The organism is Nonomuraea sp. IBHARD001 (genome assembly GCF_056106265.1).
Genome location: NZ_JBWBBW010000002.1, coordinates 4,774,350 through 4,798,034, shown reverse-complemented (window position 1 = coordinate 4,798,034; position 23,685 = coordinate 4,774,350). Strand labels below are relative to the sequence as shown.

Here is a 23,685-nt window from a genome sequence, read left to right as displayed (position 1 = left end):
TTCCCTCGGGTTGAGTAAGATCGCTGAGTCCGTCTACCGCGCGATGCTGGCCCGGCCCAACGACGGGGTCAGCGAATTGGCCGAACGGCTCTGCTGCACTGCCGACGACGTCAGGACCGCACTGGACGAGCTGAGTGAGCTCGCCCTCATCCGCCCTTCTCGCCAGCGCGACGGGCATCTGCACGCGGTGTCTCCCGACATCGGAATGGAAATCCTGCTCAGCAGGCAGCAGGCCGGACTGATCGCCCAGCAGCAGCGCCTCGAGGAGTCGCGCGCCGCCGCCGCCAGGCTCATCGCCGACCACGCCAACCTCAGACCGGCGGCCGAGACCGCCGGGGTGGAACAGCTGATCGGCATCGACAACATCCGCGACCGGATCGCGGTGCTCTGCCGTACCGTGCAGCGGGAGATCATGACCTTCGCGCCGGACGGCGCGCAGACGGCGGAGAACCTGGAGAGCGCGCGCCCGCAGGACGAGGCGATCCTGGAACGTGGCGTGCGGCTGCGCGTGATCTATCTGGACAGCCTGCGCAACAACCAGCCGACCGTCGACTACGCCGACTGGATCGTGCAGCGCGGCGCCGAGGTGCGTACCGTGGCGACGCTGCCCAATCGCATGATCATTATGGACCGTAGCACGGTCATCATCGCGGTCTCCAGCGACGACACCGCGGCGGGCGCCGTGGTGCTGAGCGGCGAGGGCACGGTGACCGCCCTGTGCGCGCTGTTCGAGAGCGTGTGGATGAGCGCCAGCCCCCTGTCCAGCGCCGTCCGGGTCAACGCGCACGGCCTGTCGCCGCAGGAGCAGAGCGCGGTGGCGCTGCTGGCCCAGGGCTACACCGACGAGGCCATCGCCAAACGGCTCGGCGTCTCGCCGCGTACCTCCAGACGGCTGGCGGCCACACTGATCGAAAGGCTGGGGGCCCGCAGCCGGTTCGAAGCCGGCGTGCGGGCCGTGCGCCAGGGCTGGCTTGAGCATTAGGCCTCCGCGTCCTGCGGTTGCGGCCACCGGGCTGTGCGGATGACGCGCCTGCTCACGGCGTAGCCGCCTGCGGCCAGGAAGATGCCGCTGACGGCCAGCACCGCGGGCACGGGCCCCGCGAGGTCCAGCAGCAGTCCGGCGACGAACGGGCCGAGGGCCGCGCCGACGGTGAGCAGCGTGATGGTGGCGGTGATGGTGCGACCGCGCAGGGCGTCGTCGACCTGACGGAAGATCAGGATATCCACCAGGACCATCGCCGCGGGCAAAGGCAGCACGGCGAGCGCCAGAACCGCGCCGTACCACCAGAAACCGAGCGGCACGACGAGCGCGGCGGTGAGCAGCCCGCCCCAGACGTAGAGCGCGATCAGCAGCGTGCCGGGACTCAGCCGCCTGTGCAGCAGCCCGACGAGCGCGGCACCCGCCAGCCCGCCCACCGACACGATCGTGAACGCGAACCCGACCTCGGCCTCGGAGCCGCCGCCCTGCCTGATCAGTACGACGACCAGCAGGTCGAGTGCGGAGCCGCCGACATTGAGCAGGCTCAACGCGATGATCGAGGCCCGCAGCACCGGCGTGCGCATGAGCAGCGCCAGACCGCTCAGCATGCTGCCGCTCGGCCGTGCCCGCCTGGCCTCGCTGGCCTCACGGTCCCGGGGTACGGCCAGCGCGCACAACGCCGAGATCACGTAACCGGCCGCGATGCCGACGATGGGCAGCGTGCGCGCCGCGGCGTAGAGCATGCCGCCGATCGCCGGGCCGATGATCGAGGCGCTGTGCGACCTGACCTCCTCCTGCGTCAGTGCGGCGGTCAGCTGGGCCGCGGGCACGACACTGCGGGTGGCCAGCATGCGGGCGCCGCTGGACAGCGGCTGGGTGGCGCCGGTGATCGCCGCGACGACGAGCAGGTGCGCGACGGTGAGCGCGTCGTAGGCCAGGGCCGCCAGGAGCGTGCCGAACGCGAGCGCCCGTACCAGCTCAGAGGCGATGAGCAGCGTCCTTCGGTCGTGGCGGTCGAGCACCGCCCCCGACGGGAATCCGGCGGCGAACGCGCTCACCCCGGTGACCAGGCCGTACAGGCCCGCGATCAGCGCCGAACCGGTCACCGCGAGCACCAGCAGCGGGATCACGACCAGCGCCATGTTCGCGGACAGGGCCGCGCCCGCGCCGCCGACCCACAGGGCGTGGAAGCGATGGTTGCGGCGTAACGGCAGGTCGGCCGGCTCCGGCCGGGTCTCGGGTGTCTGGGTCACAGTCATCGTCTTCGCCTTTGTTCTCGGCATCGTTACCGTTCACATGATGGCACGCATTCATGCTAACGTGAATGTTGTCGAGTGCGCTACTGTGGCCCGGCGCAGTGCGAAACATGACCGGTGACCGCGACGGAGTCTGAGATGATGGAAGCCAGCGTGTCCGAGAGTGCGATCGTCGACGTCCGCCGCATCACCGACCTGGAGACGCTCCGCATGCTCGCGGACCCTCTGCGGCTGTCGATCCTGGCCGCCTTCCCCAGCGGCGAGCAGGCCGAGCCGCTCACCGTCAAGGAGCTGGCCGAGCGGCTCGGCGAGAACCAGACCAAGCTGTATCGCCACATCAGGCAGCTCGAAGAGGCCGGCCTGATCTACGTGGCGCAGACCAGGGTCGTCTCCGGCATCATCGAGAAGCGCTACCGCCCGACGTACCGCAAGCTCACCATCGAGAGCGACGTCTTCGGCCTGGCCCAGGACACCGGCGACTTCAGCGACGCCACCATGGCCCTGCTGGAGTCGGCCCGCGACCGGCTGCGCGGCGACCTGCTCGCCGGGCGCGTTCCCCTCGATCCGCCCGCCTACGGGCCGGATCTCAGCCTGCAGATCAGCAGTGTGCGGGTGAACATGACGCCCGAGAGGTACGCCCGGGTGCGGGCGGCGATCACCGAGCTGATCGAGGAGGAGGCCTACAGCGACGAGGGGCCCGGAGTGCTGCCGGTCGTGATGCACGCGCTGCTGTACCCGACGCTGCCGGATCGCGCGGCGGGGGAGTAGGGGAGCGGGCGGGTGTCGGTTGCCGCCTGCGGGGGCGTGTTGCGGGCGGGTGGGATGGGCGGGTGCTGTTTGTCCCTGCTGTCGGGTCGCGCGGCGGGCGGGTTGAGGTGGTGTGTTGCCGGCGCCGCGGGCGGGTGGGGCTGCCTATCTGTGCTGCCGGAGCGTTTTCAGGGCGCGATCGGCGTGGACGGACATGCGAATTTCGGACTTGATGATGTCCAGAATGCGGAAATCCTGGCCGATGACGAATGTCTGGCGTCTGGTCGGCGACAGGGTCCAGCCCCGGTTCACGCCGAACTTCGCGCTGACCGCGCCGTCGCGGTCGGACAGCAGGGGATAGCCGAGGTCGTGCATGGCGCTGAAGCGCTCCTGCTTGGCGACCTCGTCGGTGCTGATGCCGACCCGCTGCGCCGACACGGCGGCGAACTCGGCGGCCAGATCGCGGAAGTGGCACGCCTCGCTCGTGCAGCCCGCCGTCATCGCGGCCGGGTAGAAGAAGAGCACGACCGGGCCGTCGTGGAGAAACTCCGACAGTCTGCGGGGTCGTCCCGTTTCGTCGGGTAGCTCGAAGTCTTCGATGAAGTCACCAGATTTCATGCGCCGCCCACGTCTTTCTGAGTTCCAACCAGCTTTGCGGCGAAGCGCCGCTTTCCGTACTGTTCGTCCGTTGATCACGGTACGCCGGGGGTGGTGCGTCCGGTCCGGCGGGTGGCGTTGGGTCGCCACCGTGAGGTGTTCGGGGCGGTGGGGCGGGCGGATTGGTGGGGCGGCTACGGGCTGTTGATCATTCGTCGCGGCGCGCATCCGACGGCCGGGCGCCGATTTCCGTGCTCCCGTGTGGGAATCCCGGGACGACGCCGTGGCAATCGTGCGACGCCGTGGCAATCGTGCGACCAGGGAACGTGCCTTTCTGTAAGGATGTGTCACGCGTGCGTGCATGTTGTTTACGAAAGCCGCACTAAGTCGGACATGTCACATCGGGATAGTGGTCGACTCGGGCGCTGAGAATGCCGGCCATCCGATATTGTGGGAGCACGTAGAAGTCCGCGCCGACTCGCGGGTGTGAAAGCCAATCGAAATCATGAGGGATTTCGGCTCGGAGTCACATCCGGCAGGGGGCAGGCGCTTTGGATAAATCACGAGTGCAGTGGGAGGGCCAGCGTGGCCAAGCACATCCAGGAGATTCTCATCGACGACCTCGACGGAGGCACCGCCACCGAGACGGTGGGCTTCTCCGTAGACGGTTTCAGTTACGAGATCGACCTCAGTGACGCCAACGCCTCACGCCTGAGGCAGGCGCTGTCGCCGTTCATGGCGCACGCGCGCAGGACCGCGGCCCCCGCCGCCGCCGTCCGCAAGGGCCGTCGCGGCCAGCCCCCGCTGAGCCGCGACAAGACGGCCGCCATCCGCCTGTGGGCCCGCGAACACGGCCTCCAGGTCAGCGAACGCGGCCGCATAGCCGCCACCATCGTCGAGAAGTACGAAGCGGCACACTGAGCGATATACCTCCGACGGGGAAGGCGAGGGGGAATCCATACGACGGGGCTGGGGAAAGACGCTTTCCGGCAAGCGTGAGATCTGACGTGAGAGGCGGGCCCGACTCCACACGTTCACGCTCGTGGCGGTGTGCTTGTACGCGGGGTTGTGTTTTCCGGAGCTGGAACGTTTGAATCCCGCGAATGGTGGAGCGAGTGCGCGGAGCTGCGCTTTCTCCGTGCGGAGTTGATGGCGCGGAAAGGCGCTGGGGAATGCAGGGCGCTGCGTTTGGGGGATTCGAGGTGCTGGGCTTTGGGGGGAATCCGGAGCGGTAAACGGTTTTGGTGGGCGGCGAGGGCTTGTGGTGGGGGTGGTCGGTAGGCAGCAGACGGCGTTTCGGCAGTTGGTATGTCCCGGTGGAGGTGTCTCCGGCAGCTTGCGTCTCACGCCTCTGTTCGTGTGCCTCTGGCCATGTGTGCCCGAGTGCGTCTGCGCGTGTGGCCTGCATGGGATTCCCTCGCGGTCTGTCGCCCCGTGAGCGGACCTGGAGCAGGCTGGCCAGGTTGTGGAGGAAGGTCCCTGGACGGGGCTGTGAGGCAGCAGGGCAGGGGAGTCGCGCTGGACGACGGTGGCGATCGTGCGTCCCAGGGCAGTGGGACCGCGGTCTCGGGAGAAGGCCGGGAAAGTCCACACCTCGGCGTCGAGCGGGCCCCACGTCTTCGGCGCCGGACGGCTGCCAGGTCTCGCCGGTGCGGAGATGCCGAGGAACCACAGCGATGGTTCGGCGGCGACCGGCAGGCCAGGGCCGGTCAAGACGCCAGGAGACGAAGGACGGCAGCGGGCTGCCCACCCGCGACCGCATGTCCCGGCGAAGGGCGGCGCTAGGTGGCCAGGCGGTGGATCTCGGCTGTGATCACCTCGGGTTCGGTGATCGGCACGTAGTGTCCTGATCGTGCGGCCACGACGTGCCGCCCATGGGGAGAGGCGGCGGCCCGTACGGCGTGCGAGGCGTTGGCCGATGCTCTGAGGGAGGCGGTCAGCCCGCCGCCCGAGATGACGGTGACGGGGATGGGGCCCAGGTCGGGCGGGGTGTCGCGCCAGGCGGCGAGCTCGTCGATGAAGGTACGCGCCTGGGCGGCGTGGGTGCGTACGACGCCGACGGTGAACGCCTCGCGTCTCATGTCGCGCCTGGCGTCCTCGGGCAGCGAGCGCATCGATGAACGGTAGGCGACTCCCAGCAGCCGCGTGCGGGCCAGCGCCATGTTGACCCGCAGGGCCACCCGCTCGAACCTGCGGAAGGCGGGGGAGAACAGCACGTCGGCCGCCTCGTCGGTGGGGTCGACCAGGACGAGCCCGGCGATCCTGTCCGGCCGGTCGGCGGCGGCCAGCCGTACGATGGGGCCGCCCGCGCTGTGGCCGACGAGGATGTAGGGGCCGGGGCCCAGGTGGTCGAGCAGGTCGCCGAGGTCGTGTGCCATGCGCCGCAACGTACGGGAGGAGGGATCGGGCGCCGAGCGGCCGAGTCCGGACCTGTCGTACACGACCGCGCGGGCGAACCGGGCGACGGCCGGCTGCACCGACGCCCACGACGAGCGCCCGGCCGCGGCCCCCGCCTCGAACACCACGGTCGGCTCCGCACCACCGGGCCCGGCGAGCACCATGGTGTGCAGCCGCCGCCCGTCCCGGGTCCCCGCCCAGTGGGCACTGCCCTGAATGTGGCCTTCGGCGTTCACGGGGTCACGGCCGCAGGGGGCTCGGTGCGGGTGCGGGCGGCGTCGAGTACGGGGGTCAGGCCCGTCCAGACCGCGAGTACCCCGACCAGGGCGAGTGCGGTGGCCACCAGCAGGGTTGTCGTGTAGTCGACGGCGAGGCCGATGCCGATGCCGCCCGAAACGACCATGACGATGGTGGTCAGGGTGGTGAGGATGGTGAAGTCGGTGGCGGGGGTCTCGGGGCGGCAGAGGTCCATCGACACGGTGAAGACCGCCGCGAATCCGGCGGCGAAGGCGACGTTGCCGAGCGCGACCACGGCGAACACGACGACGGTGGAGTTCTGCCCGAGCGACAGCGGGATCATCGCGGCGACCGACACCGCCTGCAGCACGGCGAAGCCGAGCATGGCCGGACGCCTGCCGACCCTGGAGATGATCGCGCCGATCTGCCGCAGCCCGACCCGGGGCGCGGGCACGCGCGCCGTGCTCTCCCGCTCCCGCCATGACAGTACGGCGGGCAGGGCGAGCGCACTGAAGGCGGCCAGCGCCAGCGCGGCTGCGGCCCAGCCGAACGCGTCGTAGACGATGAGGATCACCGCACTGACCAGCGGCACCGAGGCGGCAGACGCGATGTCGGGCACACCGTGCGCCAGCCCCTCCTCCAGCTTCTCCACGTCGTCGTGCAGCGTCTTCTTCAACTCGCCCTGCGTGCGGGCGCGCACCCTGGCCAGCGGGATGCGGTCCAGCTTGGCGGCCAGCGACCGGCGCAGGTCGGCCAGGACGGCATAGGCGGCCACGTGCGCCAGATGCGCCGAGACGCCGCCGCACACCGCCCGGACGAGCACGGCGGCCAAGGCGATCGCGGCCAGCGTCAGCACCCTGCCGGGGTCGGGCTCGCCGGTGGTGAACAGCTCCACCGCGATGCCGAACACCACCAGATGCGGTGTCAGCGACGCGGCCGTGGCCAGCACGGCGAACAGCGCGCTGGCCACCAGCGGCAGCCGGCGTCGCCGTACGGCTTCGCGCAGGTTCGGCACCGGTGGCGGGGTGGCTCTCGGCAGGGAACGCGGGGGAGATGAGGTAAGGCTCACCTAATAAAGGATTTCCGGTTCGAGCTGCTAAAGTCAACACTTGTGAAGAACAAGTCGAGGCGCAGGCCCGACTTCCGCAACGGCAGACCCACGCTGACCAGGGACGCCATCGGCGCGGCCGTGCTCGAACTCGTCGGCGAGCCGGGCGCGGGAGTGGGCGCGCTCAGCATGCGCACACTCGCCGAGCGGCTCGGCGTGACGCCGAGGGCGCTGTACAACTACGTGAGCGACCGCGACGACGCGATCAGGTGCGCGGTCATGGTGGCCCAGTCCGAGCTGCGGGTGCCCGACCTCGACCCGGCCGACTGGCAGGCGGGTGTGCGGCTGCTGTGCGCGCGGCTGCGGGCGTGGTATTCGCGCTTTCCCGGGATGTTGCGCCTGGCCCGCGAGCTGCCCGGCGGGCCGCCGAGCGTGCACCCCGACATGCTGACGAGCAATGAGAAGATCATCGCCTTCTACCGCGACTGCGGTATCCCCGCCCGCGAGAGCGGCGTCGCCTGGGCGATCACCATCACCACACTCGCCGGGCACGGCGAGATCGACGCCTGGTTCGGCGGCATGGGCGACCACGACCCGCAGGAGTGGGCGCCGACCCCGCCCGAGGTGCTGGCCCGCCATGCCGACCTCGACCTGCCCCGCACCGGCGAGGTGCTCGCCGCGCGCCCCGATCTGAGCCCCGACGCGATCTTCGGCCATACCGTCGACATGCTGCTGGCCTGGCTGGACACCTTGCGGACCGAGGCCCGCCCGTAGAGTGGTCCGGTGGCCGTGACTCCGCGCGAAGGCGCCAGCCGCAAGCGCTTCCTCACCCGGCGGGTGGTCGTCGAGGCGGCCAGGCGTGTGGCCGAGAGCGAGGGCGCCGACGGGCTGACGATCCGCCGGGTCGCGAGCGAGCTCGGCGCGACGCCGATGGCGATGTACCGGCACGTGCGCGACAAGCAGGAGCTGATCATGGCCCTGCTCGAGGACGTCGCCGAAGGGCTGCCGCCGCTGCCCGGCGAGGAAGGCACGCCGCAGGATCGGATCGTGGCGGCCTTCACCGCCGTCGACGACTACCTCACCCGGCACGTCTGGGTGATCGAGATCCTGCGCAAGGGCGAGCTGTTCGCCACCAAGGCCGCCCATCTGTACCCGTGGACGCTCGACCGCTTCGGCGAACTCGGCCTCGACGACGCGCGGGCCACCGACGCCTATGCCGCCCTGTGGTGGTTCGTGCTCGGCCATCTGGCGTACCTGCCTTCGGTGACGCCGCAGAGCCGGGCGGCGAGGGAGGCGCTGATGACCTCGGCGGTGGCCGAGCCCGAGCGGGTGCGCGCGGCCATGCGCGGCTTCGACCACGCACCGGCGTTCGCCGCGGGGCTGCGCACGCTCGTCGAAGGGCTCGCCGCCCGCTGATCCGGAAAAACCCACCCCATGCCTATTTAGGCTTACCTAACTTATGTGTACTTTGTATACATGACATCCGCCCCCAAGGCCGGATGGACCCTGGCCCTCGTGTGCCTGGCCGCCGTCCTGCTCACCCTCGACATCACGATCGTCAATGTGGCGCTCCCGGAGATCGCCCGTGACCTGTCCACCCGGCTCGACGGGCTGCAGTGGATCATCAACGGCTACTCGCTGACCTTCGCCGCCCTGCTGCTGACCGCAGGGTCGATCTCCGACCGGATCGGCCGCCGCTCGATCTTCATCGGCGGCGTGGTGCTGTTCACCGCCGCCTCGGTCGCCTGCGGTCTGGCCGGGAGCGCGGGCGCGCTCACCGCGTTCAGGGTCGCCCAGGGGGCGGGAGGCGCGCTCGTCATGGCCACCGCGATGGCGCTCATCGCGGGCGCCTATCCGCAGGGCCGGGCCAGGCAGACCGCGATCGGCGTGTTCTCCGCCGTCGGCGGGGCCGCCGCCGGCCTCGGGCCGCTGGTCGGAGGTGCGGTCGTCGACGCCGTGGGCTGGCGGTGGATCTTCTGGATCAACCTGCCGATCGGCCTGGTCGTCCTGGCCGGGGCCCTGCTCAAGCTGCGCGAGCCGGTCGTCGTCGTGGAGCGCAGGGCGCTCGACCTCCCGGGGGCGGCGCTGGCCGTGCTCATGCTCTTCGCACTCAACTACGGGCTGCTGGCCGGGCCGGAGAACGGCTGGACCTCGCCCGCCGTGCTCCTCACGCTGGTCGGCGGGGTGGTGCTGCTGATCGCGTTCGTCGTCGTGGAGCGGCGCGGGGAGTCGGCGATGCTGGACGTCGCTCTGTTCCGCATTCCCTCGTTCTCGGGGGCGATCGTGCTGACGTTCTTCGCCAGGGTGACCAGTTTCGGCATCCTGCCGTACCTGATCCTGTGGTTGCAGGGCATGCTCGGGCACAGTCCGCTGGAGACCGGCCTGCGGTTGCTGGCGATGACGCTGCCGATCCTCGTGGTCGCGCCGCTGGCCGGGGTGCTGCAGCGGTTCGTCCGGGCCTCGTGGCTGATGGCGGCCGGGTTCGCGCTGGTGACGATCGGGTTCCTGACCATGACGGGTGTCGGGCCCGGCAGTGACTGGACGGCGGTGCTGTCCGGGCTCGTGCTGCTCGGGGTGGGCGGGGCGCTGGCCTTCCCGCCGCTGCTCGGCGTCACGCTCGGGGTGGTGCCCGCCTCGCGGGCCGGGATGGCGTCGGGCCTGTCCAGCACCTTCTTCCCGCTGGGCACGGCGGCGGGAGTCGCCGTCTTCGGCGCGATCTTCACCGCCCGGGTCGCGGCCGAACTGCCCGACTCGGTGCTCGGGCTCACCGGGGCCGCGGCCGCCCAGGTACGCGCCGCGGTGGCCGGTGGGCGGGTCGCCGCCCTGCCCGAAGGCCCGCTGCGCGAGCTGGCCGCGAGCGCCGTCACCGGTGCGCTGTCCACCACCTGCCTGGTCGCGGCGGGAGTCGCCGCACTCGGCGTGCTGGCCGCGCTCACCCTGATCAGGGCCAAGGACGTGCGCGAGCCCGAGCCCGAACTCGTCAGCTGACCGGCGTGGGGAGGGACGACCGCCCCCTCCCCACGCCTACGCCCCTACGCGACCTTCGACTTGGGCGCCTTCCACGTGTTGCACGAGGCGGGGTTGCCCGAGCCGAACCCGGCGTTGAGCCAGTGGGCGCGCGAGGCGGGCTTGCCGTACCAGCCGAGCTTGCTCGACTCCGACGTCGTCCAGGCCTTCACCAGGCGCTTCCAGTCCGAGGCCGGGCGCTTGTCCGCACTCCACACGCCCTTCATGAACACACCGCCGAGGCAGTCCCACTGCAGGAAGCGCCTGGTCGTCTGCTCGCCGTGCTCCATGACGTCGGTCGGCAGCGCGAACGCCGCCTCCTCGATTCCGGCATAGGCGCCGATCATCTTGGAGTAGGCGTAGGTGAGGCCGGGCAGGATCGCCCGGTCGTCACGTGCCTTGATCCAGTCGGACTTCAGCGTGATCGCGAGGGTGCCCCTGCACGCCGTGGCATGTGAGGTGGTCCACTTGGTCTCCTCGCCGCCCGCGGTCGTGCAGCCGTCGCCGGTCAGATCCGCCTTCAACGGTGCGAACGGCAGGCCCGCGGCCTTCATCCTGGGCTGCCACGCGGTGTTCATACACGCGACCATCGCGGTCAGGTACTTGCTGGTCGAGGCCCTGGTCGTGCCCTTGACCAGGCCCTTGGCACACGACGCCGACAGCTTGCCCGCCTTGTAGAGCGGGTTGTGGGTGAGCTCCCCGATGGGGTTCGCGACGGCTCCCGCGGCGGAGGGGGTGAGCAGGGCGGACACACCGACGACGGCGGCCGCGACTGCGGCAAGACGACTATTCATAGGGGGCGACACTAGAGGGGAAAATGGACCGTTTCAACACGGACGACCGGGCCGCGGAATGCGCCGGTAAACGCCAACACATGCGGACAAATGTGCTGGACTGGCTCCATGCCTGTTGAGGTCCTCATGCACGCCGCCGAATTAGGGGTGAGCGTCGAACAGATCACCGGCAACGGCGGTCCGCCGACGAACTGGACGCCCTTTTCGCTCGACGAGAAGGACGGCGTCTATCTGATGCAATACGGCTCCTTCCTGCGCGACGCCGTCGGGCAGACCGCGTATTTCGACCTCGCCTGTGGATATGTCAACCTCGCCGGAAGCGAGGAGCGTTTCGCCAATCCCCAAGGCCGGGACTGGACCTACACCGGAATCAGCTTCACCCCCGACGACTTCGCCGACAGGTTCTGCGATTTCTCCGCCGGGAGCTGGACCCTGAAAGTGAGTACGGCCGGACATCTGCGGCACCGGGAACTGCTCACCGCACTGCACCGGGGCACCGACCGGCTGGAGGCGGAGGAGAGGCTCTACCGGCTCATCGACGAGCTGGTCCCGCACGCCTCGCACCCGGCAGGGCCGCAGGCCTCACCGTCGGCCCGGACCACCCATCGCCGTCTCGCGCTCGCCGTGCAGGAGGCCTTCTACGCTGGGCATCTCACCGCGAACGTCGAGGAACTGGCCAAGCTGGTCGGGGTCTCGCCCAAGCATCTGAGCAAGATCTTCCACAGCTTCACCGGCCGGACGATCACGAGCTACCGCAACGAACTCCGCATCCGCGCCGTGCTCAACGACCTCGCCGCTGGCGCCGAACACCTGGCCGACCTCGCGGCCTGCTACGGCTTCGCCGACCACGCCCATCTGACCCGCACCGTGCGCGCCCACCTGGGCGAAACCCCGTCCACCGTACGGGACCGGCTGCGGGTGATCGGCGTGGCGCCCCGATAGGCGGGCGAAGTCGCGTACCGATGTTCAAGCGCACGGCGGCCCGGCTGACGGAGGGTGGGAACAGCGCCGAGGCGCGGTCCACGCCGCCGCCCGGACGCCTGCGCGGGGGCGAGGCGGCCGGGCGGCGCGAGGGGCGCTCAGCGCCTGCGCGTCTCCGGGGCGCCCACCGGTCGAGGGTGATCACGGTGCTCAGCGCCTGCGTGACTCCAGGGCGCACCGGCAGAGCGCGATCACGGCGCTCAGGCCCTGCGCGATTCCAGGGCGTCGAGGATCAGGTCGAGGCCGTAGTCGAACTCGGCCGTGTGGTCGTAGCCGGGGCGCAGGGCGTGGTCGGTGATCATCTCCCTGAGGTGGGGCAGCTCGCCGGGCGGCAGGTGGTCGAGGATGGCCGTCGCCACCTCCTCGACGTCGCCCGGCGTGCCGATCGGCAGGTTGGCCTCCTGCAGGACGTAGCCGCCGACATAGCTGTCGATCAGCGAGACGGCGTGCGCGGCCGTGGGCAGGTCGAACCCGGCCCCGCGCAGCACGCCGAGCACGGCGTCGTGGTGGCGCAGCGTCGCCGGGCCCGGGTCGCGGCGTGAGTCCATGAGGCCGAGCGCCCAGCTGTGGCGCGACAGCACCGCACGCGCCGAGCACGCCCTGACGCGGATCGCCGTACGCCAGTCGCCCCCGGCGTCGGCGCGGGGGAGTTCGATCGCGGCGAACACCGTGTCGACCACGCCGTCGAGGATGGCGTCCTTGTTCGGCACGTGGTGGTAGAGCGACATCGCCTCCACGCCGAGCTCCTGCGCCACCCGCCGCATGGTGATCGCCTCGACGCCTCCCCGGTCGGCGACCCGGATCGCGGCCTGGAGGACGAGGGCTCTGCTGAGCGGTCGCGACGGTGGCGGCACTGCGGCTCCGGATGTGGTCGGGTTGACGTGCCTTACGACTGTAAGCCATTCTTACACCTGTAAGGCTGTTGGGAAGTCGAGAAAGGAGCGGGACATGCCGATGCCGAGGTGGTGGGGTCATGTGAACAAGAAGGTGTTCAACCCTCGTGCGATCGCCGCGGGCACCTGGCCGGTGATCGTGCACGTCGGCCGGGTGTCCGGCGCGACCTACCACACGCCGCTCGACGCGCACCAGGTGGCAGGGGGATATGTGTTCGTCCTGGTCTACGGCTCGAAGTGCGACTGGGTGCGCAACGTCATGGCGGCGGGAGGCGCACGCCTGACGGCCGCCGGCAAGGAGGTCGCCCTGACCGCCCCACGCCTGATCGACGCCGACGAGGCCTTCCAGGCCCTGCCCCCCGAGGCGCCCCGCCCGCCGAAGGTGTTCCGCATCACCGAGTTTCTCCGCATGGACCTGGCCTGAGGCATGCGGAGAATCCCGTCGGGCCGCTTGACACACATGCGCCATGGCGGGTGAATCCTGGAGGAAGGACGCGCCTTTCCCGCTCTTCCGCCCCGGCTGCGGGCCGGTTCAGTAGCCGCGGATCGTCTTGTTGTATTCGATGAGCTCCTTGGTGCTCATCTTGGACGTCTGGCGCCAGTAGAGCTCGGTCGCCTTGCCCGTGAGCTTCGCCGTCACGGGGTCGCCGCCCAGCAGCCCGACCGTCTTCTCCATGGCCTTGCCGACTTTCCTGGCCTCTTCCGCGTCCTTCTTCTTCACGCGCTTCTTCATACGCCCATGTTCGGCGTACCCGGCGTCGGCGTCAGGAGCACAAAGCCGTCACCCTGCGCATGACCTCCTCGCAGAAGCGGCCGACGTCGTCGGGGTCGTCGGTGAACTGTGACGGCTTGATGCAGAACGTCGTGTAACCCTCGGACATGCGTTGCGGGATGTGCTCCAGGGCCGCGGCCAGGGGAGCGCAGGAGGTGGCGTCGGGGAAGACGGCGCGGGTGCCGCCCGCCAGTTCCAGGCCGGGGCGGGCGGCGAGCAGGGCGTCGATGTCGGCGGCGGGCGGGTAGCCGAGCGGGTTGAAGCCGCTGCCCCAGCGGGTGACGCGGCGCAGCAGGTGCTCGCTGAGCCCGGCGCCGCCGAACCACAGGACGGGGCCTTCGGGGCGGTAGGCCTTGGGCTCGAAGTAGACCTCGTCGAAGCTGTAGAACTCGCCGTGGTAGGTGAGCGGCGACTCGCGCCACAGCAGTTCGAGGATCTCCAGCTGCTCGTCCAGCATGCGCCCGCGCCTGGCGAAGTCGACGCCGAGCGCGGCGTACTCGTCGCGGCTCCAGCTGACCGTCGGCAGCACGATGAGGCGGCCTTCGGCGAGCAGGTCGAGGGTGCCGAGCTCGCGGGCCAGCAGCAGCGGGTGGCGCAGCGGCGCGAGCACCGCGGCGGCGGCCAGGCGCAGCGTGCTGGTGACGGACGCGATCGAGGCGAGCAGCGTCAGCGGCGACGGCCAGGGCGTGAACGGGTCCTGGTTGCCGGGCAGCGCGTACTCGCGCGGATTGGCCATGCGCCCCTGCGCACCGGCGTCGGGGCCGAGTACGACGTGCTCGCTGACCATCACCGAGTCGAATCCCGCCTCCTCGGCCTGCCTCGCCCAGCGCACCAGGACGGGCAGGTCGCGCGCGGGGGTCATCGTCCAGTTCTCGGAGAGCACGAGTTGCATTCGAGGATTGTTCATACCCAAACGATAGGGCTGATATTGGCTCTTGCCAGCCTTTGTTTGGAACCATACGATCCGGGAACCGTTACGCGAGAGAGGCCAGCGCCATGATCGGTTCCAGAGCGCTCGTCGTCCTTCTGCTGGCCGCCGCCGCCACCGGCTGCGGCCTAGCCGACGAGCCTTCCGTCAGCCAGGGACCCGCGGGCACCATCAAGGTGGGCAGCGTCAGCTCGCTCAGCGGCCCCGTCACCTTCCCAGATTCCTCCGCCGCGGCCAAGGCCGTCTTCGACCGGGTCAACGAGCAGGGCGGCATCAACGGCCAGCGCATCGAATACCTGCTGGGCGACGACAAGGGCGACCCCGCCGCCGCGGCGCAGGCCGCCCGCGACGTGGTCACCAACCAGGGCGTGGTCGCACTCGTCGGCTCGGCCAGCCTGCTCGACTGCGCGGTCAACGCGCCGTTCTACGTGCAGTCCGGCATCGTGGCGATCCAGGGCACCGGCGTCGACCCCACCTGCTTCGAGTCCCCGGCCATCTCCCCGGTCAACACCGGCCCGTACCTCAATATGGCGATCAACATGTACTACGCCTCCGAGGTGCTCAAGCGCGACAAGGTCTGCCTGTTCCTCGCCATCCTCGGCAACACCAACGACGCCTACGGCGCGGCCGTGCAGAGCTGGAGCACCCTGACCGGCAAGAAGCTCGCCCTCGACGACCGCACGGTCAAGCCGGACTCCGACCCCACGCCGTTCGTCCTGCGCGCCCGCAACGCCGGATGCCAGGCCGTGCTCTACAACGGCACCGAGCCGATGGCCATCTCCTGGATGAAGGTGGTCAAGCAGCAGAACGTCACCGGCATCGACTGGCTGATGACCACCGCCCCCTACACCGACGCGGTCGCCAAGGCGCTGGGCGCCGACGGCGAGGGCACCTACGCCAACGCCGAGTTCGAGCCGTTCACCGACACGGCCTCGGCCGCGCTCAAGGACTGGCGCGAGCTGATGACGGCCAAGAACGTGCCGCTGACCTCCTTCGGCCAGGGCGGCTACCTCGCCGCCACGCACTTCGTCGACACGCTGAAGACCATCAAGGGCCCGATCACCCGGGCATCGGTCACCCAGGCGTTCAAAGCGCTCAAGCCCATCCAGAACCCGATGGCCGGAACCCCGTACGAGTTCGGCGACGCGCCCAAGCACCGCTCCAACAGCGCCGGGAAGATCGTCCAGCTGCGCGGCGGCACCTGGCAGGTGGTCACCCCCGACTGGGTGCGCTACCCCGGGACCCTGAACTGATGCTCCAGGGCCTGCTGTCCGGGCTGGCCGCGGGCGGCACGTTCGCCGCGCTCGGCCTCCTGCTCACCGCGATGTACCGGCTCACCGCGACGGTCAATCTGGCCGTCGCGGCGACCGGGGTCGCGGGGGTGTACGTGATGGCCGCGCTCACCGAGACCGGCGTGCCGTACGGCCTGGCCGCGCTCGCGGGCGTGGCGGCGGGCGCACTGCTGTCGGCGGCCTGCGGCGTGATCATGGTGCGCTGGTTCGCGGCCAGCGGGGCGCAACTGCGCACGGCGGTCTCGATCGCCCAGCTCATCGGCATCATCGCACTCGCCTACATCCTGTTCGGCGACACCCCGCGCGTCCTGGCCAACCCGGCGGGAGGCGCGGCGGCCGAACTGGCGGGCGTGGTGATCACCTGGGGCACCCCCGCCCTGCTGGCCATCGCCGCGCTCATCGGCGGCGGCACCCACCTGCTGCTCACCCGCACCCCCGCGGGAGTACGGCTGCGCGCGATGGCCGAGCGGCCCGTCACCACCGAACTGCTCGGCATCGGCACCCGCCTGCCGACCGTCGTGCTGTGGGCGGCGACCGGCGCGCTGGCCGCGCTCGTGCTGCTGCTGGTGGCGCCCGTGCGCTCCAGCGACATCCTCTCGCTGAGCATGCTCATCGTGCCCGCCTGCGCCGCCGCACTGGTCGGCGGGCTGTCGCGGCTGTCGGGCGCCCTGCTCGGCGGACTCGCGCTCGGCCTGCTCGAAGGCGTGCTCGCCGCCTCGGCGGCGGTACGCGAGTACCGGGACGCCGTGCCGTTCGCGGCGATCCTGATCATCCTGCTGTGGACCCGCCGCCGGGAGGTATGGGATGCGGCTCGCTAGCCGGGCGGGATCGGCCGTCACCGCCCTCCTGCTCATGTACGGCCTGGCCGCCGTGCTCCCCGCGTACTGGATCTTCCTGGCCACCTCGGCCGTCGTCTCGGCCGTGCTGCTGCAGAGTCTGGGCGTGGTCGCCGGCCGCGCCGGGCTGGTGACGTTGTGCCAGGCGGCGTTCGCGGCCATCGGCGCGTGGACGACCGCACAGCTCAATGTCTGGCAGGTGCCAGGCGGGCTGTATGTGTGGCTGCCGCTCGCCGGACTGGCCGCGGTGCCGTTCGGGCTGCTCATCGGGCTGCCCGCACTGCGCCTTCGCGGCGTGCACCTGGCGATCGTCACACTCGGCTTCGCCGCGACCGTCGACGTGGTGCTGGCCGCCTCCTCCTTTCCGGGAGTCGCCCAGGGCATCACGGTCGGGCGACCGGCCGGGCTGGGGTCGGAGCGGCAGTACTTTCTGTTCTGCTGCGTGGTGTTCGCCGTGGTCGCCGTCGGGCTCGCGCTGCTGAGCCGTACCCGGATGGGCGCCTCGTGGCGGGTGCTGCGTGAGTCCGAGCGGGCCACCGCCGCCGCCGGGACGGGCGTGCCCGGGGCCAAGCTCAGCGCGTTCGCGGTCAGCGCCTTCGTGGCCGGGCTGTCGGGCGCGCTGCTGGCCGGGCAGCTGTCCATGGTGCTGGCGCGCAACTTCGACCCGGGGCAGTCGCTCGTCGCCTTCGCGGTGGCGGTCATGGCGGGCGCCCATCATGCCGAGGGCGCGCTCATCGGCGGGGCGCTCGGCGTGCTGGTCTCGGAGCTGCTGCGGCGGTTCGGCATTCCGCAGCAGTGGGCGAACGTGGTGTTCGCCGCGGGCGCCATCCAGGCCTTCACCCAGGGGTCAGGCATCAGCGACGGGATACGCGCCGGGCTGCGCCGTACCCCGTTGCGCCGGTGGCGGGCACGCCTGCTCGACGCGCCCGCCACCGCCGCGGTCGCGGAGGAGCCGCCCGCGCGGGCGACGGCCCCGGCCGAAGGGCCGCCCGCCTTGCGGGTGGAGGGCCTGGGCGTACGGTTCGGGCAGGTCGTCGCGGTCAAGGGTGCCGGGCTTGAGGTCGCGCCTGGCGTCGTGCACGGCCTGGTCGGGCCGAACGGCGCGGGCAAGTCCTCGCTGGTCGACGCCATCACCGGGTTCGTCGTGTGCGAAGGCGTCGTGGAGCTGGCGGGACAGGACCTCACCGCCGACCCGGCGCACCGGCGCGCACAGGCGGGCCTGCGCCGTACCTTCCAGCAGGACCGGGTGCCCACCTCGCTGACCGTGGCCGAGTACCTGCGCTTCGTCTCGCGCCGCAGGCTCACCCCCGGCGAGCTGGCCGAGGCGCTCGACGGCCTGGTCGAGGTACGGCCGGGGCATGCGGTCGCCGAGCTCGACGTCGGGACGCGCCGCCTGCTGGAGGTCGCGGGCGCGTTGCTGGCCAGGCCCGTGCTCGCCGTGCTCGACGAGCCCGCCGCCGGGCTCGGCCACACCGAGTCCGAACGGCTCGGCGTCTGGCTGAGGCAGGCGCCCGCCAGGTTCGGCGCGGCCGTGCTGCTCATCGAGCACGACCTGGACCTGGTACGGGCCACGTGCGAGCGCGTGACCGTGCTCGACTTCGGCGAGGTCATCGCCGAGGGGTCGCCCGCCGAGGTGTTCGCCGATCCACGGGTGCTGCGCGCCTACCTGGGCCAGGAGGTGGCCGCATGACGCTCGTGCTGGAGGAGGTGACGGTGGCGCGCGGCGCGCAGCCGGTCGTCAGGGACGTCACCCTGCATGCCCGCCGAGGCGAGGTGACCGTGCTGCTCGGCCCGAACGGCGCGGGCAAGACGACCCTGCTGGAGGCGGTCTCCGGCGTCCTGCCCACCCGCAAGGGCCGCATCATGCTCGGCGAGCACGACCTGACCGGCCGCCCCCGCACCCGCAGGGCCGGGCTCGGCCTGGCCCACGTGGAGCAGGGCCGTACCGTCTTCGCCACGCTCACCACCGCCGAGAACCTCGCCCTGGCGGGAGACACCGCACGCGCCCTCGACCTCTTCCCGGAGCTGGAGCCCCGGCTGGGCGTGCGGGCCGGGCTGCTGTCGGGCGGCGAGCAGCAGATGGTGGTACTCGCCCGTGCGATCCTGCGCGAGCCGTCGGCCCTGCTGCTGGACGAGATGTCGCTGGGCCTGGCCCCCGTCGTGGTCAGCAGGCTGCTGCCGGTCATCAGGGGCCTGGCCGACGCCGGGTGCGCGGTGCTGCTGGTCGAGCAGTTCGCACACGCGGCGCTGCGGCTGGCCGACGCCGCCTACGTGCTCTCGCACGGCAGCCTCACCTACGGCGGCGATCCCGAGCCGCTGCGCACCGACGACTCCGCGCTGCGGCGCGCCTACCTGGGAGCCGACACCGATGCCGAACGCTGACCTGGTCCTGACCGGCGCCCGCGTCCTGACCATGGACCCGGCCCTGCCGCGGGCGAGCACCGTGGCCGTGCGCGACGGCGTGATCGTGCACGTCGGCGACGACGCCGGCGGCTGGAGCGCGGCCGAGGTCGTCGAGCTGGGCGGGCGCGTCCTGCTGCCCGGTATCAACGACTCCCACATCCACGCCGTCGGCTACGGCCTGCACCGCCCGCCGTTCTGCCTCGACGTCTCCCGCGACTCGATCGCGGCCGTGGCCGCCGAGGTCGCCGACGCCGTACGGCGGGCACGGCCGGGCCAGTGGATCAGGGGCATCGGCTGGCACCCCGGCCGGATGGCCGAATGCCTGGCCGACCCCGCACGTGTGCCCGAGGCCGCCGATCTGGACGCCGTCGCGCCCGACCATCCCGTACTGCTGCAGGACTACTCGGGCCATGCCGTCTGGGCCAACACCGTGGCCCTCCGGCTGGCGGGCGCGGACACCGCCGTCGGCGTCCTGCACCACGGCGACCAGGCACGCGTCCAGCGTGCGGTGCCTCCCCCCGAGGGCGGCATGATCGCGGTCGTCCGCGACGTGCTGGCCGAGCTGCACGGACTGGGCATCACCAGCCTCACCGAACCCGGCCTTGGCCCCGGCGGGCGCGAGACGTTCGCCGGAGGCATGGGCGAGTCGGCGCTGGCCGCATACGCCGAGCTGGCCAGGACGGGCGAGCTGGCCGCACGGGTCAGTGTGCTCGGCCTGCCCAGTGCCATGTCGGGCGCATCGGCCGACGACACCAGGGCCTGGCTCGCCGATCGGCCGGACCTGTCCGGCATCTCGCCCAGGGTGCTGCGGCTGCTGGGCGTCAAGGTGTTCGCCGACGGCATCCCGCCTTCGGAGACGGCCTGGATGCGCGAGCCGTACCCCTCGGGCGGGCACGGCGCGCTGTGCACGCACGGCGCGAGCACGGGCGAGCGGGTGTCGGAGCTGACGGAGATCGTCAGGCTCGTGCACGAGGCCGGGCTGCAACTCGGTGTGCACGTCGTCGGCAGCCAGGGCATCGACACGGTCGCCGAGACGCTGGCCCTGGCCCAGCAGGCCCATCCCAGGCACGACGCCAGGCACTACGTCATCCACGGGCAGTTCGCCTCGGCTTCGGCGCTGGCGACGCTGGCGCGGCTCGGCTGCGGGATCAACCTGCAGCCGGTGCTGCAGGCCATGGAGTCCGACACCACGCGCGAGCTGTTCGGCGAGGCGATGATGCGCGCGGAATGGCCCGCCCGTTCGGCGGTGGCGGCGGGTGTCGTCACCGCGTGCAGTTCGGACGCGCCGGTCACCCCGCCCGACTGGCGTGCGGGCGTGGCCGCGCTGGTCGCGCGCGAGGGGGAGGGGCTCGGCCTGGAGGAGGCGCTGCGGACCTACACCACGGCCGCGGCCTGGCAGGACCACGCCGACGACTGGAAGGGCTCGATCACCCCGGGCAAGGTGGCCGACCTGTGTGTCAGCGCCGCCACCAGCCCGCACGAGCTCACCCGGGCGCCGATCGACCTGACCGTCTTCGACGGCAGGGTGGTGTACGAAAGCTGACCGCTCAGGCCCGAATACGATGGGTGACCATGACAGGACACCACACGCTGCGCCAGACCGAGGAGGCCGTCGGGGAGCGCCTCGGCGGCCTCAACCTCGACTTCGAGGCCATGTGGGCGGTGTCGAACATCTATCGCGCCTCCTCCGCCATCCGCAACCACCTGGAGCAGACCGTCCTGCGTGACACCGGGCTGACCTGGACCGGGTTCGTGGTGATGTGGGTGGTCTGGATCTGGGGCGAGAGCGAGACCAGGCACGTGGCCGAGGAGGCGGGCATCTCCAAGGCCACCCTCACCGGCGTGGTGCGCACCCTGGAGTCCTACCGTCACCTGCAGCGCAGCCCGCATCCCGGCGACCGCCGTCGCGTCATGCTCGCCCTGACCCCGACCGGCGAGCGGCTGATGCGCGAGCTGTTCCCCGAGTTCAACCGGCAGGAGGCCTACGTGGTCAAGAACCTCGACGGCTCCAGCCGCCGTGACCTGGCCACCTCCCTGCGCACGATCCTGGAGCATCTCGAACGCGCCTAGAAACGCCTGGAAACCCCTGGAGACCCGGTGCCGGGGGATACGGTGGTGCCCCATGAAAGCGCTCCCGTTGCTCCCCTCGCGTGCCTTTCCTCCCTTGCTCGTCGTCGCCCTGGTGGCCGGGTGCGGCGCGGCGGTCGGCCAGGTCGTGCCCGGCGTCCCCGCGGCCGCCCCCGCGGTCGCCGCCTCGCCGACCCCGACGACCGGCCCTTCGGCCGTGACGCCCGCCGCGCCCGAGCCCGATGTGCGCATCCCCGCCTCCCCGGCCAAGCTCGCCGCCGCGCTGACCAGGACGACGACCGCACTGTACGCGGGGATCGACGCCTGGCGGGCGAGCAAGCGGGCCAGACCGCCGCAGGAGCTGGTCCTGCTCGCCCTGCACCACCAGCGCATCTACCGCACGCTCGCCCGCGACAGCGCGCTCACCGCCTCCGTGCTGCGCAGGCTGCCCCGTGCGGTAGCGGCCGAGGCGCGGGCCAACAGCACGGCGGTCGGCAGGCTGCTGGCCATGGCCCATCCGATCACGGCCGCACAGCGACGGAAGATCCGCCTGGTGCCGCCGCTGCCCGCCGCCGAGCTGCGTGGTCACATGGTGCGGGCCGAACGGCGTTTCGGCGTCGAGTGGGAGGTGCTGGCGGCGATCATGCTGGTCGAGACCAAGTTCGGTCGCATCACCTCCTCCAGCTCCACCGGGGCGCAGGGCCCGATGCAGTTCATGCCCGGCACCTGGAAGGCCTACGGCATGGGAGGCGACGTGCACGACGCCCGTGACGCCATCGCCGCCGCGGCCAACTACCTCAAGGCGACCGGCGCGCCCAAGAACTACCGCCGTGCCGTGTTCGCCTACAACCACGACACCAGGTACGTCGACGCCGTGCTGACGCATGCCGACCAGATCAGGCGTGATCCGCGTAGCTTCTACGCCTACTACAACTGGCAGGTGTTCGTGCTGTCGGGCAAGGGCACGGCGGCCGAGGACGTACGCCTCACCGGTCCCTGAGCCCCGCCGCGGCGACGGCCGGGGGAGGGGAGGCGCGGGAGCGGTCGGCGGCGAGCGCGGCCAGGCAGGCGGCGGCGGCCACGGCCGCGCAGGTGAGCGCGGCCTGCCAGTACCCCGCGTGCAGGTAGATGCTGGACACGGCCGAGATGCAGATGGCCGCGCCGACCCGCTGCGACATCTGCAGGATGCCTCCCGCGACCCCGGCGGCCTCGGCGGGCGCGTGCGCGAGGATCGAGGCCTGCAGCGGCGCGACGACGAACCCGGAGGCGACGCCCGTACCGGCCGCGCACAGCGCCAGCAGCACGGGCAGGTGAGCACCCGGCGCGAGCAGGGCGACGAGCGTCCCGGCCAGCATGGTGGCCACCAGTAGGGCCAGGCCCAGCGTGATGGCCCGGCGGCCGAGCCTGCGGGCCAGCCGCCACGACAGCGCCGAGCTCGTCGCCATCGTCACCGCCGAAGGCAGCGCGACCGCAGCCGCCCCCAGGGCCGACAATCCCAGCCCTTCCTGTACGAACATGGTCAGCGCCAGCGAGTTGGCCAGCCCCGCCCCGAAGTACCCCATCGCCACCAGCACACCGGTCACGAACGGCGGCGAGCGCAGCAACGCCGGATGCACCAGCGGCAGCCGCCCCGACCGCGCGTAGCGCCGCTGCCAGCGCAGGAACGCCACGGCGGGCACGAGGGCGAGCGGCGCCCACACCAGCCCGCCGGGCAGCGCGAACGGCACCATGAGGCACAACGTCAGCGCCGCCGTCAGCGCCAGCCCGACCGGGTCGAGATCGGCCGAGCCGCTGCGCCCGCGCGCGGGCGGCAGGAAACGCGCGGCGAGCACCAGCGCGGCCAGCCCGAACGGCACCGCGAGCAGGAACGTCAGCCGCCACCCCGCGTCCGGCCCGGCGAGGGCGATCACCGCACCGCCGACCGGTGGCCCGAGCGCGAAGGCCACACCGCCCGTGACGGCGTACAGGCCGAGCGCCCGCGTCCTGGCGTGCCCGGTGAAGGCGTCCTGCATCGTGCCGATCATCTGGGCGTTGACGAGCCCGCCGCCGAGCCCCTGGAGCAGGCGCGCGGCCACCAGCGGCCAGGGACCGGGCGCGGCCCCCGCCAGCACCGCCCCGACCGTGAACAGCGCCATCCCGGCCAGGAAGTACGGCCTGCGCCCGCGGACGTCGCCGAGGCGTCCGCCGGGCACGAGCGCGAGCCCGAAGGCGAGGGAGTACCCGGCGACCATCCACTGCACGTGGGCCGGGCCCGCGTGCAGCGAGGCGCGCACGGAGGGCAGGACGAGGTTGAGCACGGAGTTGTCGAGCAGCGTGGTGAACCCGCCCGCGACGCAGACCAGGAGCACGCGGCGCCCGGCCGCGTCGAACGAGGTGCTCACGGCCGTGATCCGGACAGTGGCCAGGTGGCGGGAAAGGTGGACATCTGGGGGCTGGTGATGATGCTCACGGG

General features: G+C 71.5%; 24 protein-coding genes. 15 read left to right on the top strand and 9 right to left on the bottom strand.

From position 1 onward, the window contains the following. Window positions 1-10 precede the first annotated feature (10 nt). Window positions 11-982: a helix-turn-helix transcriptional regulator gene (locus ACTWNK_RS24095; protein WP_474306743.1), complete on the top strand. Its 972-nt coding sequence runs from the start codon at window positions 11-13 to the stop codon at window positions 980-982. On the opposite strand, the gene ACTWNK_RS24090 is transcribed toward ACTWNK_RS24095, so the two are convergent. Then, window positions 979-2,238 carry an MFS transporter gene (locus tag ACTWNK_RS24090; RefSeq protein ID WP_474306742.1) on the bottom strand — a complete coding sequence of 420 codons (1,260 nt, stop codon included), beginning with the start codon at window positions 2,236-2,238 and terminating at the stop codon, window positions 979-981. The two genes, ACTWNK_RS24095 and ACTWNK_RS24090, sit on opposite strands and share 4 nt — an antisense overlap. Window positions 2,239-2,373: 135 nt before the next feature. On the opposite strand from ACTWNK_RS24090, the gene ACTWNK_RS24085 reads away from it, so the two are divergent. Continuing rightward, window positions 2,374-3,003 carry an ArsR/SmtB family transcription factor gene (locus tag ACTWNK_RS24085; RefSeq protein ID WP_474306741.1) on the top strand — a complete coding sequence of 210 codons (630 nt, stop codon included), beginning with the start codon at window positions 2,374-2,376 and terminating at the stop codon, window positions 3,001-3,003. A gap of 144 nt (window positions 3,004-3,147) precedes the next feature. Here ACTWNK_RS24085 and ACTWNK_RS24080 read toward each other — a convergent pair whose 3' ends face one another. Beyond that, window positions 3,148-3,600, bottom strand: coding sequence for a peroxiredoxin (locus tag ACTWNK_RS24080; RefSeq protein WP_474306740.1), 453 nt, complete (start codon window positions 3,598-3,600; stop codon window positions 3,148-3,150). 564 nt (window positions 3,601-4,164) lie between these two features. On the opposite strand from ACTWNK_RS24080, the gene ACTWNK_RS24075 reads away from it, so the two are divergent. Further along, complete coding sequence (locus ACTWNK_RS24075; RefSeq protein WP_474306739.1) at window positions 4,165-4,500, top strand: histone-like nucleoid-structuring protein Lsr2; 336 nt, start codon at window positions 4,165-4,167, stop codon at window positions 4,498-4,500. Between the two features lie 860 nt (window positions 4,501-5,360). On the opposite strand, the gene ACTWNK_RS24070 is transcribed toward ACTWNK_RS24075, so the two are convergent. Together ACTWNK_RS24070 and ACTWNK_RS24065 are read right to left on the bottom strand one after the other, a co-directional pair. Continuing rightward, window positions 5,361-6,212: an alpha/beta fold hydrolase gene (locus tag ACTWNK_RS24070; RefSeq protein WP_474306738.1), complete on the bottom strand. Its 852-nt coding sequence runs from the start codon at window positions 6,210-6,212 to the stop codon at window positions 5,361-5,363. Next, window positions 6,209-7,228: an ABC transporter transmembrane domain-containing protein gene (locus ACTWNK_RS24065; RefSeq protein ID WP_474306737.1), complete on the bottom strand. Its 1,020-nt coding sequence runs from the start codon at window positions 7,226-7,228 to the stop codon at window positions 6,209-6,211. The genes ACTWNK_RS24070 and ACTWNK_RS24065 overlap by 4 nt, the downstream gene beginning before the upstream one ends. Before the next feature lie 96 nt (window positions 7,229-7,324). On the opposite strand from ACTWNK_RS24065, the gene ACTWNK_RS24060 reads away from it, so the two are divergent. The 3 genes from ACTWNK_RS24060 to ACTWNK_RS24050 are packed head-to-tail and all read left to right on the top strand — an operon-like array spanning window position 7,325 to window position 10,249. After that, complete coding sequence (locus ACTWNK_RS24060) at window positions 7,325-8,035, top strand: TetR/AcrR family transcriptional regulator (protein ID WP_474306735.1); 711 nt, start codon at window positions 7,325-7,327, stop codon at window positions 8,033-8,035. Between the two features lie 9 nt (window positions 8,036-8,044). Continuing rightward, complete coding sequence (locus ACTWNK_RS24055; RefSeq protein WP_474306733.1) at window positions 8,045-8,677, top strand: TetR/AcrR family transcriptional regulator; 633 nt, start codon at window positions 8,045-8,047, stop codon at window positions 8,675-8,677. A 60-nt stretch (window positions 8,678-8,737) separates the two neighbouring features. Continuing rightward, entirely contained in the window at window positions 8,738-10,249 is a 1,512-nt protein-coding gene (locus ACTWNK_RS24050; RefSeq protein WP_474306732.1) for an MFS transporter, read from the top strand. Window positions 10,250-10,293: 44 nt separating this feature from the next. Here ACTWNK_RS24050 and ACTWNK_RS24045 read toward each other — a convergent pair whose 3' ends face one another. Next, the gene (locus ACTWNK_RS24045) at window positions 10,294-11,061 is read right to left on the bottom strand and encodes a hypothetical protein (RefSeq protein WP_474306731.1); all 768 of its coding nucleotides are present in this window, start codon (window positions 11,059-11,061) and stop codon (window positions 10,294-10,296) included. Between the two features lie 108 nt (window positions 11,062-11,169). On the opposite strand from ACTWNK_RS24045, the gene ACTWNK_RS24040 reads away from it, so the two are divergent. Next, window positions 11,170-12,003: a helix-turn-helix transcriptional regulator gene (locus ACTWNK_RS24040; protein ID WP_474306729.1), complete on the top strand. Its 834-nt coding sequence runs from the start codon at window positions 11,170-11,172 to the stop codon at window positions 12,001-12,003. A 239-nt stretch (window positions 12,004-12,242) separates the two neighbouring features. Here ACTWNK_RS24040 and ACTWNK_RS24035 read toward each other — a convergent pair whose 3' ends face one another. Further along, on the bottom strand, window positions 12,243-12,896 hold the full coding sequence (locus tag ACTWNK_RS24035) for a TetR/AcrR family transcriptional regulator (protein ID WP_474306728.1): 654 nt from the start codon (window positions 12,894-12,896) through the stop codon (window positions 12,243-12,245). 94 nt (window positions 12,897-12,990) lie between these two features. Here ACTWNK_RS24035 and ACTWNK_RS24030 point away from each other — a divergent pair, with 94 nt between their 5' ends. Beyond that, window positions 12,991-13,359, top strand: coding sequence for a PNPOx family protein (locus tag ACTWNK_RS24030; RefSeq protein ID WP_474306727.1), 369 nt, complete (start codon window positions 12,991-12,993; stop codon window positions 13,357-13,359). A 108-nt stretch (window positions 13,360-13,467) separates the two neighbouring features. Here ACTWNK_RS24030 and ACTWNK_RS24025 read toward each other — a convergent pair whose 3' ends face one another. Further along, a complete protein-coding gene (locus tag ACTWNK_RS24025) occupies window positions 13,468-13,668 on the bottom strand; it encodes a hypothetical protein (protein WP_474306726.1) in 201 nt (66 codons plus the stop codon). A 31-nt stretch (window positions 13,669-13,699) separates the two neighbouring features. Then, window positions 13,700-14,614, bottom strand: coding sequence for a TIGR03619 family F420-dependent LLM class oxidoreductase (locus ACTWNK_RS24020; protein ID WP_474306725.1), 915 nt, complete (start codon window positions 14,612-14,614; stop codon window positions 13,700-13,702). Window positions 14,615-14,703: 89 nt separating this feature from the next. On the opposite strand from ACTWNK_RS24020, the gene ACTWNK_RS24015 reads away from it, so the two are divergent. The 7 genes from ACTWNK_RS24015 to ACTWNK_RS23985 are packed head-to-tail and all read left to right on the top strand — an operon-like array spanning window position 14,704 to window position 22,233. Then, a complete protein-coding gene (locus tag ACTWNK_RS24015; RefSeq protein ID WP_474306724.1) occupies window positions 14,704-15,888 on the top strand; it encodes an ABC transporter substrate-binding protein in 1,185 nt (394 codons plus the stop codon). Beyond that, window positions 15,888-16,745: an ABC transporter permease subunit gene (locus ACTWNK_RS24010; protein ID WP_474306723.1), complete on the top strand. Its 858-nt coding sequence runs from the start codon at window positions 15,888-15,890 to the stop codon at window positions 16,743-16,745. The genes ACTWNK_RS24015 and ACTWNK_RS24010 overlap by 1 nt, the downstream gene beginning before the upstream one ends. Next, on the top strand, window positions 16,732-18,453 hold the full coding sequence (locus ACTWNK_RS24005) for a branched-chain amino acid ABC transporter ATP-binding protein/permease (RefSeq protein ID WP_474306722.1): 1,722 nt from the start codon (window positions 16,732-16,734) through the stop codon (window positions 18,451-18,453). Before ACTWNK_RS24010 ends, ACTWNK_RS24005 begins: the two co-directional genes overlap by 14 nt. Continuing rightward, window positions 18,450-19,145 (top strand): ABC transporter ATP-binding protein, encoded by a 696-nt coding sequence (locus ACTWNK_RS24000; protein WP_474306721.1) that lies wholly within the window; start codon window positions 18,450-18,452, stop codon window positions 19,143-19,145. The genes ACTWNK_RS24005 and ACTWNK_RS24000 overlap by 4 nt, the downstream gene beginning before the upstream one ends. Further along, window positions 19,132-20,709: an amidohydrolase gene (locus ACTWNK_RS23995; protein ID WP_474306720.1), complete on the top strand. Its 1,578-nt coding sequence runs from the start codon at window positions 19,132-19,134 to the stop codon at window positions 20,707-20,709. The genes ACTWNK_RS24000 and ACTWNK_RS23995 overlap by 14 nt, the downstream gene beginning before the upstream one ends. Window positions 20,710-20,738: 29 nt before the next feature. Then, window positions 20,739-21,236, top strand: coding sequence for a MarR family winged helix-turn-helix transcriptional regulator (locus ACTWNK_RS23990; RefSeq protein WP_474306718.1), 498 nt, complete (start codon window positions 20,739-20,741; stop codon window positions 21,234-21,236). Window positions 21,237-21,288: 52 nt separating this feature from the next. Next, window positions 21,289-22,233 (top strand): lytic transglycosylase domain-containing protein, encoded by a 945-nt coding sequence (locus ACTWNK_RS23985; protein WP_474306717.1) that lies wholly within the window; start codon window positions 21,289-21,291, stop codon window positions 22,231-22,233. On the opposite strand, the gene ACTWNK_RS23980 is transcribed toward ACTWNK_RS23985, so the two are convergent. Further along, a complete protein-coding gene (locus ACTWNK_RS23980) occupies window positions 22,220-23,614 on the bottom strand; it encodes an MFS transporter (protein WP_474306716.1) in 1,395 nt (464 codons plus the stop codon). The two genes, ACTWNK_RS23985 and ACTWNK_RS23980, sit on opposite strands and share 14 nt — an antisense overlap. Window positions 23,615-23,685 lie beyond the last annotated feature (71 nt).

Bases quoted from the DNA above. Each gene is read 5' to 3' on its own strand.
- ACTWNK_RS24090 (WP_474306742.1), bottom strand. From the start codon at position 2,238: ATGACTGTGACCCAGACACCCGAGACCCGGCCGGAGCCGGCCGACCTG.
- ACTWNK_RS24085 (WP_474306741.1), top strand. From the start codon at position 2,374: ATGATGGAAGCCAGCGTGTCCGAGAGTGCGATCGTCGACGTCCGCCGC.
- ACTWNK_RS24080 (WP_474306740.1), bottom strand. From the start codon at position 3,600: ATGAAATCTGGTGACTTCATCGAAGACTTCGAGCTACCCGACGAAACG.
- ACTWNK_RS24050 (WP_474306732.1), top strand. From the start codon at position 8,738: ATGACATCCGCCCCCAAGGCCGGATGGACCCTGGCCCTCGTGTGCCTG.
- ACTWNK_RS24045 (WP_474306731.1), bottom strand. From the start codon at position 11,061: ATGAATAGTCGTCTTGCCGCAGTCGCGGCCGCCGTCGTCGGTGTGTCC.
- ACTWNK_RS24040 (WP_474306729.1), top strand. From the start codon at position 11,170: ATGCCTGTTGAGGTCCTCATGCACGCCGCCGAATTAGGGGTGAGCGTC.
- ACTWNK_RS24030 (WP_474306727.1), top strand. From the start codon at position 12,991: ATGCCGATGCCGAGGTGGTGGGGTCATGTGAACAAGAAGGTGTTCAAC.
- ACTWNK_RS24025 (WP_474306726.1), bottom strand. From the start codon at position 13,668: ATGAAGAAGCGCGTGAAGAAGAAGGACGCGGAAGAGGCCAGGAAAGTC.
- ACTWNK_RS24020 (WP_474306725.1), bottom strand. From the start codon at position 14,614: ATGAACAATCCTCGAATGCAACTCGTGCTCTCCGAGAACTGGACGATG.
- ACTWNK_RS24015 (WP_474306724.1), top strand. From the start codon at position 14,704: ATGATCGGTTCCAGAGCGCTCGTCGTCCTTCTGCTGGCCGCCGCCGCC.
- ACTWNK_RS24010 (WP_474306723.1), top strand. From the start codon at position 15,888: ATGCTCCAGGGCCTGCTGTCCGGGCTGGCCGCGGGCGGCACGTTCGCC.
- ACTWNK_RS24005 (WP_474306722.1), top strand. From the start codon at position 16,732: ATGCGGCTCGCTAGCCGGGCGGGATCGGCCGTCACCGCCCTCCTGCTC.
- ACTWNK_RS24000 (WP_474306721.1), top strand. From the start codon at position 18,450: ATGACGCTCGTGCTGGAGGAGGTGACGGTGGCGCGCGGCGCGCAGCCG.
- ACTWNK_RS23995 (WP_474306720.1), top strand. From the start codon at position 19,132: ATGCCGAACGCTGACCTGGTCCTGACCGGCGCCCGCGTCCTGACCATG.
- ACTWNK_RS23990 (WP_474306718.1), top strand. From the start codon at position 20,739: ATGACAGGACACCACACGCTGCGCCAGACCGAGGAGGCCGTCGGGGAG.
- ACTWNK_RS23985 (WP_474306717.1), top strand. From the start codon at position 21,289: ATGAAAGCGCTCCCGTTGCTCCCCTCGCGTGCCTTTCCTCCCTTGCTC.